The sequence below is a fragment of the Bradyrhizobium sp. BRP22 genome (genome assembly GCF_020194175.1).
Lineage (GTDB): Bacteria > Pseudomonadota > Alphaproteobacteria > Rhizobiales > Xanthobacteraceae > Bradyrhizobium.
In genome coordinates this window covers 116270-128814 of record NZ_JADYVX010000009.1, presented here as the reverse complement: position 1 = coordinate 128814, position 12545 = coordinate 116270, and the positions used below count along the sequence as shown (strand labels likewise).

13 protein-coding genes are annotated in these 12545 nt (G+C 64.9%); 9 read left to right on the top strand and 4 right to left on the bottom strand.

Annotated features, from left to right (window positions below):
* Window positions 1-65 precede the first annotated feature (65 nt).
* The gene (locus tag I6F35_RS14655) at window positions 66-1163 is read right to left on the bottom strand and encodes an LLM class flavin-dependent oxidoreductase (RefSeq protein ID WP_225118379.1); all 1098 of its coding nucleotides are present in this window, start codon (window positions 1161-1163) and stop codon (window positions 66-68) included.
* A 439-nt stretch (window positions 1164-1602) separates the two neighbouring features.
* Between I6F35_RS14655 and I6F35_RS14650 the strand changes: the two genes are divergently transcribed.
* The 9 genes from I6F35_RS14650 to I6F35_RS14610 all read left to right on the top strand — a co-directional run bounded on the left by I6F35_RS14650 (window position 1603) and on the right by I6F35_RS14610 (window position 9730).
* Complete coding sequence (locus I6F35_RS14650; RefSeq protein WP_225118485.1) at window positions 1603-2373, top strand: ABC transporter permease subunit; 771 nt, start codon at window positions 1603-1605, stop codon at window positions 2371-2373.
* Window positions 2370-3089 carry an ABC transporter ATP-binding protein gene (locus tag I6F35_RS14645; protein ID WP_225118378.1) on the top strand — a complete coding sequence of 240 codons (720 nt, stop codon included), beginning with the start codon at window positions 2370-2372 and terminating at the stop codon, window positions 3087-3089. The genes I6F35_RS14650 and I6F35_RS14645 overlap by 4 nt, the downstream gene beginning before the upstream one ends.
* 25 nt (window positions 3090-3114) lie before the next feature.
* Window positions 3115-4119, top strand: a complete 1005-nt coding sequence (locus I6F35_RS14640) for an NrtA/SsuA/CpmA family ABC transporter substrate-binding protein (RefSeq protein WP_225118377.1) — start codon at window positions 3115-3117, stop codon at window positions 4117-4119.
* Window positions 4120-4149: 30 nt separating this feature from the next.
* Window positions 4150-5382, top strand: a complete 1233-nt coding sequence (locus I6F35_RS14635; protein ID WP_225118376.1) for an acyl-CoA dehydrogenase family protein — start codon at window positions 4150-4152, stop codon at window positions 5380-5382.
* A gap of 37 nt (window positions 5383-5419) precedes the next feature.
* Window positions 5420-5992, top strand: coding sequence for a flavin reductase family protein (locus I6F35_RS14630; protein WP_225118375.1), 573 nt, complete (start codon window positions 5420-5422; stop codon window positions 5990-5992).
* Between the two features lie 23 nt (window positions 5993-6015).
* Window positions 6016-6993 carry a serine O-acetyltransferase EpsC gene (epsC, locus tag I6F35_RS14625; RefSeq protein ID WP_225118374.1) on the top strand — a complete coding sequence of 326 codons (978 nt, stop codon included), beginning with the start codon at window positions 6016-6018 and terminating at the stop codon, window positions 6991-6993.
* A gap of 191 nt (window positions 6994-7184) precedes the next feature.
* Window positions 7185-8201, top strand: a complete 1017-nt coding sequence (locus tag I6F35_RS14620; RefSeq protein ID WP_225118373.1) for an ABC transporter substrate-binding protein — start codon at window positions 7185-7187, stop codon at window positions 8199-8201.
* Window positions 8202-8303: 102 nt separating this feature from the next.
* Complete coding sequence (locus I6F35_RS14615) at window positions 8304-8987, top strand: ABC transporter permease (RefSeq protein ID WP_225118484.1); 684 nt, start codon at window positions 8304-8306, stop codon at window positions 8985-8987.
* Window positions 8975-9730 (top strand): ABC transporter ATP-binding protein, encoded by a 756-nt coding sequence (locus I6F35_RS14610; protein WP_225118372.1) that lies wholly within the window; start codon window positions 8975-8977, stop codon window positions 9728-9730. Before I6F35_RS14615 ends, I6F35_RS14610 begins: the two co-directional genes overlap by 13 nt.
* An 11-nt stretch (window positions 9731-9741) precedes the next feature.
* On the opposite strand, the gene I6F35_RS14605 is transcribed toward I6F35_RS14610, so the two are convergent.
* From I6F35_RS14605 to I6F35_RS14595, 3 genes are read right to left on the bottom strand one after another with little or no spacing between them, the layout of a single operon-like run.
* Window positions 9742-10614 carry an ABC transporter permease gene (locus I6F35_RS14605; protein ID WP_225118371.1) on the bottom strand — a complete coding sequence of 291 codons (873 nt, stop codon included), beginning with the start codon at window positions 10612-10614 and terminating at the stop codon, window positions 9742-9744.
* Window positions 10607-11473, bottom strand: coding sequence for an ABC transporter ATP-binding protein (locus I6F35_RS14600; RefSeq protein WP_225118370.1), 867 nt, complete (start codon window positions 11471-11473; stop codon window positions 10607-10609). The genes I6F35_RS14605 and I6F35_RS14600 overlap by 8 nt, the downstream gene beginning before the upstream one ends.
* Window positions 11470-12537 (bottom strand): ABC transporter substrate-binding protein, encoded by a 1068-nt coding sequence (locus I6F35_RS14595; protein WP_225118369.1) that lies wholly within the window; start codon window positions 12535-12537, stop codon window positions 11470-11472. The genes I6F35_RS14600 and I6F35_RS14595 overlap by 4 nt, the downstream gene beginning before the upstream one ends.
* Window positions 12538-12545: the final 8 nt, after the last annotated feature.

Genomic DNA, 12545 nt, shown 5'->3' with positions numbered 1-12545 from the left:
CGCTGCACCGCAAAATTACGCGAGCGGTCGCCGCTGGCAATTCCAGATATCGGCGCAGACGTGGGCTAAGCTTTCGTCGCTTGCCTCACCGGGAGAAGATTCCTCTCGGCCGCGGACTGCGCCTGCCGCACGCGCGGGATGATCTCCCTGGCAAAGCGCTCCATCTCCCCCTCGAACGGCTGGAACTGCAGCATGAACAGCTCGATCCCCGCTGCGTGGAAGGCAAGGATGCGCGATGCCACGTCGTCGTAGCTGCCGACGAGGCCGGCCGCCGTGCCGCCATTGCTGCCGACCCGCGCGCTCTTCTGCATCGTCTGCATCATCACGACCTTCGGATCGGTGTTCTGCTTCTGGATCGCCCGCATCGGCGCATCCTTGGCGGCGAGGTCCAACAGCCGCCGATGCGCAGCCTGGGCCGCTTCATCGGTCTGGCGCGCGATCACGAACGCCGAGAGGCCGAAGCGCAACGGCGCGGAAGGGCGCGGCCGCGCTGCGACGTCGGCGATCAGCCCGGCGACATCCTCCAGCGGCTGACCGTTGATGAACCAGACGTCGCCGTGATCGGCCACCAGCGCGCGGGCCGGCTCGGATTCGCCGCCGACGTAGATCAGCGGCCGCTGCCGGTAGAGGTCGGCGGGCCGGAGGGCATAGTCGCGCACATCGAAGTGCTCGCCTTTATAGCTCAGGCGCTCGCCCTGCATCAGGCGCGACACCACACTGATCCATTCGCGGCCGTAAGCATAGCGCGCGTCATGCTCCGGAAAGCCGATACCCGCTTTTTCGAGCTCGGGCCTGTTCCAGGCATTGACCAGATTGATGGCGAAGCGGCCGCGGCTGATGTTCTCGATGCCGAGCGCCATCTTCGCCAGCACCACCGGGTGATAGAGATACGGCTTGATCGCGGCGATGATCTCGATCCGGCTCGTCAGTGCCGCGAGCGCCGCCGCCGCGCTCCACGCCTCCAACTGATCGAGATCCTCCTGATGCGGATTGATGGTGTGCTGCGCGACCAGCGTCGAGTCATAGCCCAGCCGCTCGGCCGCAAGCACCAGATCGCGGTTGCGTTCCCACGACGCATCATAGGGTTCTTCCGGATCCTGATGCGCGGCGCGCGGTCCATGGACCAGTGCCCAGATGCCGAAACGAAGCGGTCGTGACGTCATTACCAGTTCTCTGTTCTGATTTCTCTCGTGCGCATCGCCACGCGCGCGACTGTTTTCGCCAAAGCGCGAACAGAGATCAAGCGGAGCGGCGCTGAAAGATATTCTTTGCCGTGTTGCGCGCGCAAAGAAACCAGAAAACTCTCCGGCACCAGACAATTGGAAAACCGCTCTATTTCTGTCCGGCCAAATTCGTGGGACATTTTGCGACGTGTGAAAGGGCTTGCACTCAGGGGCGCGCCGCGCCGCCGACAGAGTAAATGCCTTGGTGCGTCCCGCGCGTGGCATTCTGATGTCGCTTCATCCGCGCGCGCATCATGCAACACGATAAAGCGAGGGCGACGCTATCTTGAGCAACCTGGAACAAACCGTCTCTCCGGCCGAATTTGATGGAGTTGAGCCCAAGGACGGCGCGTCGGCACCCGTACGGAAACCATTCGAGCTGGGCCGGCGCGGACTGCAACTGCTCTCCTGGCTCGCGCCGGTCGCGCTCCTCATCGTTTGGGAGGTACTCGCGCAGGCCGGCTGGCTGTCGCCGCAAGTGTTACCGGCGCCGAGCAAGGTCGTCAGGACGGCATTCAAGCTTGCGACGAGCGGCAGCCTGCTGAACGATCTCGGCATCAGCCTGTTGCGCGCCGCCGCGGGCTTTACAATCGGCGGCGCCGTCGGCTTTGCGCTTGGCACGCTGGTCGGCTTCTCCCGCATCGCGGAGGCCGCGATCGACCGCAGCGTGCAGATGATCCGCGCGATTCCCTTCCTGGCGGCCCTGCCGCTCGTGATCGTCTGGCTCGGCGTCGGCGAGGCCGAGAAGATCTTCCTGGTCGCGCTTGGCGTCACCTTTCCGATCTACATCAACACCACCTTGGGGATCCGCCAGGTCGATCCGAAGCTGGTCGAACTCGGACGCATCCAGGGTCTCGGCACGCTTGAACTGATCCGGCGGATCATTCTGCCGGGCGCCCTGCCCTCGATCCTGACCGGTGTCCGCTATGCGCTCGCAACGGCGTGGCTCGCGCTGGTCGTGGCCGAGACCATCGGCGCGCAATCCGGCATCGGCTTCCTCGCGATGGATGCCCGCGAATTCCTGCGCACCGACGTGATCGTGCTGACCATCGTGATCTACGCGCTGATCGGCGTCGCGGCGGACGGGATCGCACGCTTCCTCGAACGGCGCCTGCTCGCCTGGCACCCGAACTATGGAGGCGCACGGTGACCCTTCACGTCGTGCCATCGTCGACCGTCGCGCCGGCCGTGGTGGTGACCAACCTGCGCCGCGCCTATGGCAATCGCGTCGTGATCGAGAACCTCAATTTGCGCATCGAGCGCGGCGAATTCGTCGCGCTGCTCGGCGAGAGCGGCTGCGGCAAGACCACGCTGCTGCGCGCGCTCGCAGGGCTCGATTCGATCGACGGCGGCCGCATCGTCGCGCCGCGGCGTCCCGCAGTTGTATTCCAGGAGCATCGCCTGCTGCCGTGGGACAATCTCTGGCGCAACGTGTCGCTCGGGCTGCAGGTCAACGATCCGCGCGAGCGCGCCGCGGCGGCTCTGGCGGAAGTGGGCCTTGGCGACCGGCTCGATGACTGGCCGCGCAATCTTTCCGGCGGGCAGGCCCAGCGCGTCGCGCTGGCCCGCGCCCTGGTGCAGCAGCCGGAGTTGCTGCTGCTCGACGAGCCCTTTGCCGCGCTCGACGCGCTGACCCGCATCCGCATGCACGATCTCGTCCGCGAACTCGTGGCCAGCCATCGGCCGGGCGTCCTGCTCGTGACGCACGATGTGGACGAAGCCATCGCGCTTGCCGACCGCATCCTGGTGATGCGCGAGGGCCGGATCGCGTTCGAGCATCGAACCAAGGGCCATGGTGCGAGCCGGATAGCCCGCGCCGAGCTGCTTACCGAGCTCGGCGTCGTTGCGTCTCACCACACTGCTTGAGTTTCTTCGGAAGGATCGTTCATCCATGTCTGACTTCTCGTTTGCAAAACCGTCCCGCCGGAGCTTCCTCGGCTCGGCGGCCGCGGGCCTCGGCGCTCTTGCCGGCCTAGGCTTGCCGAAGACCGCACAATCGGCGACCGGGCGCACCACCGACACGGTCCGCCTGACCTGGGGCCTCAGCGGCCTCAATCTGATTGCCAAGGAACGCGGCGAGTTCGATAAGCTGCTCGCCAAGGACGGCATCAAGGTCGAATGGCTCGGGCCGTTCCCGAACCATGCGCCGACACTGCAGGCGGTGACGGGCGGCAGCGCGGACTTCAGCTTCGGCGGCAGCACCACGCCGGCACTGGCAGCGATCATCGCCGGCTCGCCGCTGGTGTTTACGCAGTTCGTCGTCTACGAGCCGCGCACCACCGCGATCATCGCCAAGGACGATTCCGGCATCAACAAGATCGAAGACCTCGTTGGCAAGTCGGTCGCGGTGAACCGTTCGGGCCTCGGCGAATTCCTGCTGGTGGCGGCGCTGGAGAAGCACAAGGTCGACCGCTCCGCGGTGAAATTCGTCTACCTCAATCCGCCCGATGCAGCGCCGGCGCTCGCCTCCGGCAAGGTCGATGCCTGGTCGATGTGGAGTCCGGGCGTCGACATCGCGCGGCTCGAATACAAGGCGCACGACATCTTCCTCGAGGGCCGCGACCTCGATTTCCAGATCGACTACACCTCCTATCTCACCACCCGCAAATTCGCGACCGACAATCCGGCCCTGGTCCGCGCCGTCAACGACGCCTTCCGCGCCGAGGGCAAATGGATTTCGGAGAACAGCAAGGACGCCGAATACATCGCGCAGAAGGCCGGCAAGTACAGCGACCAGGTGCGCGATCAGTTCATCGCGCTGAAGCGGCAGTATCGCTACTTCCCGGTCAACGACGAAAAGTTCCTCGCCGAGCTGCAGAAGGCGGCCGACTGGCTGGTGGCGCGCAAGGTCTTGCCCGAGCCGGTCAAGATCACCGATCACCTTGCGCAACTGTAACCACTACTCCAACTCCATCCGGGTTAAACGATGAACAAGCCTGTATCCGCAAATTCCCTGGGATCGTCGCACCGTCTCGATCTCCGTTCACCAGACCTTGAGGCGCTCCTGAAGCATATCGCCGAAGGCGCCAGCGAACGCGAGCGCGACCGTGTCCTTCCGTTCCAGGAGATCGATCTGATCCGCAAGGCGCGCCTCGGCGCGTTGCGGCTGCCGACGGCGGCCGCCGGCGCCGGCAGCACGATCCGCGAATTGTTCGAGGTCGTCATCCGCTTGGGTGAGGCCGACGCGAACGTCGCGCATATCCTGCGCAACCATTTCAGCGTCGTCGAGCGGCTGGTGCGGACTCCCAAGGACGAGCAGAGCCGACAATGGCAGAAGGCGGTCGCCGAAGGCGCCATCATCGGACTTGCGACCACCGAGCTGGAAAGCCCGAAGGTCGGCGACATCACGCCCAACACGACGCTGACGCCCGACGCAAACGGTGACTTCCTGCTGAACGGCACGAAATATTACAGCACCGGCACGCTGTATTCGGACTACGTCCTGGTGCGCGCCGCCGATCCGTCCGGCGCGGCCGGCGCGACGATCATCCCCGTCAAGCGCGAAGGCATCGAACTGATCGACGATTGGGACGGGCTCGGCCAGCGGCTGACGGCGACCGGCACCACCCATTTTCGCAATGTGAAGGTCAAGCCGCAGGAGGTCGTGTTCGACGCGCCTGATATCGGCTATGGCGTGCCCTATTCGAACACGTTCGCGCAGCTGTTCCTGACCGCGATCGTCGCCGGGATCGCGCGCGCCAGCCTGCATGAAGCCGCGGCTCTCGTCCGCTCCCGCAAGCGGACCTTCTACTACGCGCCGAGCCAGACCCCGACCGACGATCCGCTGCTGCAGCAGACCGTAGGCCAGATCGCAAGCGGCGCGTTCGCCGCCGAGACCGTGGTGCTCGCGGCCGCCGAAGCGCTTGACGTCGCAACCGACGCGTTCGACGCAGGCGCCGCCAATGCGGTCGAAGCAGCGCACAGGGCGGCGCTGCTGTCGGCAAAGGCCAAGATCGTGGCGGATGAATTCGCGATCCGCGCAGGGAGCCTGCTGTTCGACGTCGGCGGCGCCTCCGCCACCAAGAAGGTCACGAATTTCGACCGCCACTGGCGCAATGCGCGGACCCTGTCCTCGCACAACCCGACCACCTTCAAGGCGCGCTCGATCGGGCAATACGAGATCAGCGGTACGCCCTTGCCGGCCAAGGGCTTCTTCTAGCGGAGACCATATCCGCAGGCGACGAGAGGAGTAACCGATGGGCAAAGCGGATATCCATCTCGTCAACGAGAATGACGAGATCGAACGCCAGTTTCACTCGGTCATGCGCCGGCTCGCCGGCGGGGTGACCATCGTCACCGCCGGACATGGTGACGATATCACCGGCATGACGGTCAGCTCGCTGACCTCGCTCAGCGCCGCCCCGCCGCGACTGTTGGTCAGCATCAACCGGCAGGCCTCGTCCTTTGCCTTGATCGAGCGGCATCGGCTGTTCGGCGTCAACATACTGGGCGCGGACCAGCAGGTGCTGGCGGCGCGTTTCAGCAATCGCCGGCTGAAAGGTGGGCAGCGGTTCGAGGGGACGCCCTGGTCCGCTGGCTCCTCCGGCGTGCCGCTGCTGACGAAGTCCCTTGCGACGGTGGAATGCGAAGCCGAAGAGATCATCGAGCGCTACTCGCATGGCATCATCGTCGGCCGCCTGCTCAGCATGGAGCTGTCGCACCGCCTGTCCGGCCTCGTCTACTGGAACGGTCAATATGTCGGGATCGATCACGACACGGATCTGGACCGACTTGCGGAGGTGAGCATTCCCTTGGCGCACGTCCGCTGAGGGGCAACACGGGGCGAAACAGCATGAAGCGTGAAGTTCCGCCGCAATCGCAACTCGTCGCAGCCAACGACAGCGGCGCGCCGACGGCACGCTGGCAGCTCGACCGGATTGTCGCCGAATTGCGCGTCTCGCGCGAGGAGACCCACAGCATCCGCCGCGACGGCGAGGCGCGCCGCGCGCCATCCCGCGAGGCGCTGGAAGCCATCCTCAACGGCCTGACCGAAGCGCTGTTTCCAAGGCACTACGGGCAATTCGATCTCGACGGCGAGAACATCGACTATTTCGTCGGCAGCACGTTGAGCGTGGCCCTGGATTCGCTGTTCGAGCAGATCCATCGCGGCGCGCTGTTCATCGGCGACGAGCTGTTGCCGGGCTTTCGCCGCGAGGACGCGATCGAGCTGACGCGCAGCTTCGCTTCGGAGCTGCCTTCGGTGCGCGGCATCCTGATCAGTGACCTGCGCGCGGCCTTCGTCGGCGATCCGGCGGCGCGGAATTTTCCGGAGATCCTGATCGGCTATCCCGGCATGACCGCGATCATCCACCATCGCCTCGCCCACATCCTGCATCGCCAGGGCGCACGGCTGGTGGCGCGGCTGATGGCCGAGATCGCTCATGCCAGGACCGGCATCGACATCCATCCGGGCGCCAGCATCGGATCGGGCTTCTTCATCGATCACGGCACCGGAGTCGTGATCGGGGAGACCGCCGTGATCGGCGACAATGTGCGCATCTACCAGGCCGTCACGCTCGGCGCGCGGCATTTCCCGACCGATGACGAAGGCAACGTCGTCAAGGGCGACGCGCGCCACCCGATCGTGGAGGATGACGTGGTCATCTACGCGGGCGCGACCATTCTCGGCCGGATCACCATCGGCCGCGGCTCCACCATCGGCGGCAATGTCTGGCTGACGCGTGACGTGCCGCCAAACAGCGTGGTGACGCAGGCCACGGCCCGCAACAAAGTCGGCACGGGCATCGATCCGAGCGAGACACCGAGATAACGGGAATGTGTAGGCCGCCGCCGCTATAGGCTTGGCGAGAGGTGTTCTGACGTCAACTTAGAACGATCTTCTATTATTTGGCGTCAAGACAGCATATTTCATTCATCCAAAGTGAAACAACGCAATGGACCGGATGTCCCCGAAAAGAGACGTTACGGCCACATTTCCCCTCATCGCTCGGAAGGATGACGATGCGCCTCGTGACAACCATGTTTGCTGCCCTGACGGCGGTCGGGATCGCGCTCGGCCTGTCGGCTCCGGTCCAGGCTCAGCAGCCGTTGCGCGTCGGCTTCATCCCGGTGATGGGCGCGGCGCAGGTCTTCGTCGCCGAGGGTGAGGGCTGGATCAAGCAGGCCGGCTTGACGCTGACCACGAGCACCTTTGAATCCGGCCCGAACATGATCCAGGCGCTGCAATCGGGCACGCTTGACGTCTATGTCGCCGGCCTTGCGCCGCTCTTGGTGGCGCGATCGAAGGGCATCGATGTGCGCATCGTCGCTGCGACCGTGGTCGAAGAAATGGGCTTTGCGACCAGCGCCGCGTTCTCTCCGCAGATCGAGGGCAAGGATGCGGCCGCGGCGTTCAAGGCGTTCCGCGAGAAGAACGGCCGCCCCGTCAAGCTCGCGACGCAGCCGATCGGCTCGGGACCGAACACGGCCCTGCAGCACTGGCTGTGGGAAGTCGTGAAGGCCGACAAGGCTGACGTCCAGATCGTCGAGATGGGCATCGATGCGACCCAGCGCGCGATCGCAACCGGCGCGGTCGAAGGCGGCTCGGTGCGCGAGCCCGCGCTCTCCATCATCCGCAAGCAGAACCCGGCAATCAAGCTGATCGCGACCGGCAAGGACATGTTCCCTAATTTCCCCGGTGTCGTGGTTGCTGTCATGGGTTCCTTCGCCGACAAGAATCCCAAAGCGGTCGACGGGCTGGTGCGCTCGGTCATCCGCGCCACAGCGTTCCTGAAGGAGCATCCCGAGCGAGCCGTGAAGCATGTCGGCGCCGCCTTCGGCAACGGCCTCGTGCCCGACGATATCCTGCTGGAGTCGCTGAAATCGCCGCAGACCCAGTTCACTTCCGATCCGCACCGCATCGAGGAATCGACGCGGCAATTGCAGGACTATCAGGTGAAGATCGGCGCGCTGCAGAAGGCGGAGCCGCTCGAAGGCCTGTTTGCCTTCGACGTCTATAACCGCGCCGCGGCCAATTAACGCCGTCTGTCATTCAAGGAACGGACGCGGCCGGTGACACGCACACGATCGCTGACGCTGGGCGCGCTGGGACTTGTCGTGTTCCTCGCGCTGTGGGAGGCGATGCCCGCCTTTCATATCGTGCCGGCATCGGTGCTGCCGCCGCCGAGCGCGCTGCCGAAGGCGTTCTGGCGCGAGCTTTCGAGCGGCATCTGGTTCGCGGCGCTGACGACCAGCCTGCGCAACTATCTCGCGGGGCTTGCGATCGGCAGCCTGCTCGGCATCGCCCTCGGCGTCGCCACCGGCATGTCGAAGACGCTGGAATCCTTTCTCGCCTGGGTCGTGCGCATCCTGCGGCCGATCCCAGGGCTTGCCTGGGTGCCGTTCGCGATCCTGTGGTTCGGCATCGATCCGGCGGCCGCGATCTTCATCATCTCGACCGGCGTGTTCTGGATCTGCTATTTCGCCGCCCTTGGCTCGGTCCACGCGGTCGACCGCGACCTGATCGAAGTAGCTGATGCGTTCGGATTCCGCCGCGCGGATCAAAAGCTGGTCAAGGTGATCCTGCCGGCCGCCGCGCCCGGCATCCTGGTCGGGCTGCGGACCGCTTTGGGCCAGGCCTGGATGGCGGTCGTCGCCTCCGAGATCTTCGGCGTGCCGGGCCTCGGCCAACGCATGATGCAGGCTTCCAACCTGCTGGCGAGCGATGTCGTCGTGATCTACATGGCGACGATGGCCGCGCTGTATGGGCTGATCGACACCTCCTTCATTGCGCTGCAATCGCGGGTGCTGCGATGGAAGCGATAATCTCGCTGCGCGGTGTCGGCCTAACGTTCGCGCGCGATGGCGAGCGGACGGAGGTGCTGCGCGATCTCGACCTCGACATTGCGCCCGGCCGCTTCGTCGCCGTACTCGGTCCTTCCGGCGTCGGCAAGTCGACGCTACTCCGCGTGATCGCCGGATTGCTGCAGCCGAATGCCGGAGAGGTCAGCGTGAATGCGCGTACGGAAGGCTTCAGGCTACCGGTCGCGTTGGTGTTCCAGGATGCGCGCCTGTTGCCGTGGCGCACGGTGCTTTCCAATGTCGGCTTCGGCCTCGAGCACGGCAAGGTCGGCGCCCATGAGCGCCACGAGATGGCGCGCGCTGCGCTAGCGCTGGTTGGCTTGCCCGGCTTCGAGAAGCGATATCCACACGAGATGTCCGGCGGCCAGCGTCAGCGCGTGGCGCTGGCGCGTGCGTTCGCGGTCGATCCCGACATCCTGCTGATGGATGAACCGTTCGCCGCCGTCGACGCCCTTACCCGCGAGGCGCTGCAGGACGAATTGGCGCGCATCCATGCCGCCACCCACAAGACCGTCATCTTCGTGACCCACTCGATCACGGAAGCGGTTTATCTCGCCGACGAAGTGATCGCGATCACCGGAAAGCCGGGGCGCCTTGCCGCTTCCATTCCGATCGACGTTGCCCGCCCTCGCCGCCGCGACGATCCGGCGAACCGGGAGTTGATTGCGCGGCTACGCGCCATCCTCGGGGACGAGGATTCCGCCTGAACCGCCGCGCTTCATGCCATCCCGGTCTTCCACCGCATGAAGCGCTGCTCGAGCGCTTCGAGGATGGCATTGAATGTCAGACCGATCACGGTGATCCCCAGAATCCCGAAATACATCTGCGGGATCAGGAAGCTGTACTGGCTGTAGATGATGAGGTAGCCGAGCCCGGCCTTCGCGCCGACCATCTCGGAAGCAACCAGCACCAGCATGGCCGCAGCGCTCGCCAGGCGGATACCGACGAAGATCGTCGGAAGCGCGGCCGGCAGAATCACCTTGCGGAACAATTGTTGCGGTGTTGCGCCCATGGTGCGCGCTGACTTGATCAGGAGCGGATCGACCTGCTTCACTGCGGCGATGGTGTTGAGGAGCAACGGCCAGGCACAGCTATAGATCACCATCGTGACCTTCGAGAGCTCTCCGATCCCGAGCAGCAGGATGAACACCGGCAGCAGCGCCAGCGGGGCCGTGTTGCGGCAAATCTCGATGGTTTGATTGAGGAGATCGCCAAGCCGGGCATACCAGCCGACCGCAAGCCCCAGCGGAACGATCAACACGACCGCGATCAGGAAGCCGCTCAATGCGCGCAACAGGCTGGCAGAAACATCGTCGTAGAGCTGGCCGCTCTGTGCAAGCTGCCAGCCCGCCGCGACCACCTCCGAAAATGGCGGCAGGAACGCCGGATCAACCAGGCCGAACCGGGGCGCAGCCTCCCATGCCGCCAGAAGGACCAGCACCAACAGCGACCGGCGGCCGAACGCGACCAGCCAGCGTGCGACCCGACGTACCGCCCGCGCCACAGCCGATGGTTCTTCCTCCACCCTGCCGAGCGACGCCGGCCTTCCGTGCGCGAGTTCGAGCAGCGTCAGCATCTCAAGACTAGACATGCGCAACAGTCTCCACCGAACGATTGGCGCGCGCCGCGACGCCGGCACCGGCAAGCTGTCCCTGCTGGGCCTTGAGCACTTCCTCGCGCAGCAGGCGCCAGACCTCGTGCCGGACTCGCCCGAATTCGGGCAGCGATCGGACGTCGTCGGCCTCGCTGCGCAACAGCTCGGGAATCTCGACGACATGCTTGATGCGGCCGGGCCGTGACGTCATCACCGCGACACGCTGGCCGAGCACGACCGCCTCGTCGATCCCGTGCGTGATAAAGACGATGGTCTTGCCGGTCGTTCGCCAGATGCGCAGGAGTTCGCCCTGCAGCGTCTCGCGGGTCTGGGCGTCGAGCGCCGCGAACGGCTCATCCATCAGCAATACTTCCGGATCGTAGGCGAGGCTGCGCGCGATCGCCACGCGCTGCTTCATGCCGCCGGACAGCTCGTGCGGATAGCGGTCGGCAAACCCGGTAAGCCCGACGAGGTCGAGATAATGCAATGCGATCGAGCGCCGTTGCTTCGATTTCAGGCCTGCAATGTCGAGCCCGAACTCGACATTCTGCGCCGCTGTCCGCCAGGGAAACAGCGCGTATTGCTGGAAAACGATGCCGCGGTCCCGTGCCGGGCCCGAGATCGGTCGTCCATCGAGCAGGATTTGGCCGCTGGTCGGCGCGGTCAGCCCGCCCAGGAGATCGAGCAAGGACGATTTCCCGCAGCCGCTCGGGCCGACCAGCGCCAGGAATTCGCCCGGCCCGACGTCGAGCGTGACATCCTCGAGCGCCGTGAAGCGTCGCGCCGCTCCGCCACTTTCGCCGCGAACGAGGAACTCCTTGCGGACCTGCTCGAACCGGATCTTTGCGGTCCTCATTTGGCTTCCGCTGTCTTGCCCGGACGATAATAGTTGAAATCGTTGGTATAGATGTCCGAGGCCTTGATCTGGTCCGGCTTCAGAAGCCCGTCCTTCACCAGCCAGTCGATCCACACCTGCAATTGCTGATCGGCGATCAGCCCGCCCTTCGATGCGACGCCGGTGCTCTTCCAATATTTGATCGATGAGGCGTCCTCGTTGCGCTTGCGCTCGGCGACAATCTTGTCGAAGCGGGCCCGCACTTCCTCCGGCGGGGTTTCCCGCACCCATTCAATGGCACGCGAGATGCCTTCGATCAGCTTGCGAGCCGTGTTCGGATTCTCCCTGATGAACTTGTCCCGCAGCACGTAGGCGCCGCCGGTGAAATTGCCGAACAGGTCGGTATCTGCGAACAGCTTTCGCAGGCCGCCGCGTTCCAATGCCTTGTCACGCAGCACGCCATTGAGCGCGGTTACCTCAACCTGCCCCTGGCGCAGCGCCTGCTCGCCGGTGACCGGCGGCACCGCCACCAGCGTGACCTGCTTCGCCTCGCTGGCGCTGAGCCCATTGCGCGCCAGATACTCGCGGAGCACGAATTCGAGATGGGCGCCGAGCGTATTGACCGCGACTTTCTTACCGATCAGGTCGCGCGCGCTCCTGATCGGGCTGTCCTCCTTCACGTAATAGCCGTAGTACGTATCCGCATCGGAACCGTAATAGCCGACTACGGCCTTGATCGGCGCCTTGGCGGCAATCAGCTTGATGATCGCGCCATAGAAGGCGCCGCCGACATCGATGTCGCCGGTGACGACGGTCTGAATGTCCTGCGGCCCGCTGATGGTGTTGCCGACCCATTTGAGCTTCAGTGGCGCGAGGTAACCAAGATCCTCGGCGAGTTCGGGGAACGTCACCTGGCCCGCCCAGCCCTGATAGCGGATCTCGGTCTTTTCCAACGGCTCCGCCAAGGCCTGGCCGATGAAGCCCAGCATCAGGAGCAGCGCCCATGACAGATGCCGGAGCCTTGTTGCAACACTGGCCCCTGACGAGGAGCCAGCCAAACGAACGATTGGACGCCGCATGTTCATCTGCCGAA

Excerpts from the sequence above, each read along its gene's own strand:
- I6F35_RS14610 (WP_225118372.1), top strand. The coding sequence starts at position 8,975 with ATGGAAGCGATAATCTCGCTGCGCGGTGTCGGCCTAACGTTCGCGCGC.
- I6F35_RS14635 (WP_225118376.1), top strand. The coding sequence starts at position 4,150 with ATGAACAAGCCTGTATCCGCAAATTCCCTGGGATCGTCGCACCGTCTC.
- I6F35_RS14640 (WP_225118377.1), top strand. The coding sequence starts at position 3,115 with ATGTCTGACTTCTCGTTTGCAAAACCGTCCCGCCGGAGCTTCCTCGGC.
- I6F35_RS14605 (WP_225118371.1), bottom strand. The coding sequence starts at position 10,614 with ATGTCTAGTCTTGAGATGCTGACGCTGCTCGAACTCGCGCACGGAAGG.
- I6F35_RS14630 (WP_225118375.1), top strand. The coding sequence starts at position 5,420 with ATGGGCAAAGCGGATATCCATCTCGTCAACGAGAATGACGAGATCGAA.
- I6F35_RS14595 (WP_225118369.1), bottom strand. The coding sequence starts at position 12,537 with ATGAACATGCGGCGTCCAATCGTTCGTTTGGCTGGCTCCTCGTCAGGG.
- I6F35_RS14615 (WP_225118484.1), top strand. The coding sequence starts at position 8,304 with ATGCCCGCCTTTCATATCGTGCCGGCATCGGTGCTGCCGCCGCCGAGC.
- I6F35_RS14620 (WP_225118373.1), top strand. The coding sequence starts at position 7,185 with ATGCGCCTCGTGACAACCATGTTTGCTGCCCTGACGGCGGTCGGGATC.
- I6F35_RS14655 (WP_225118379.1), bottom strand. The coding sequence starts at position 1,163 with ATGACGTCACGACCGCTTCGTTTCGGCATCTGGGCACTGGTCCATGGA.
- epsC (WP_225118374.1), top strand. The coding sequence starts at position 6,016 with ATGAAGCGTGAAGTTCCGCCGCAATCGCAACTCGTCGCAGCCAACGAC.
- I6F35_RS14600 (WP_225118370.1), bottom strand. The coding sequence starts at position 11,473 with ATGAGGACCGCAAAGATCCGGTTCGAGCAGGTCCGCAAGGAGTTCCTC.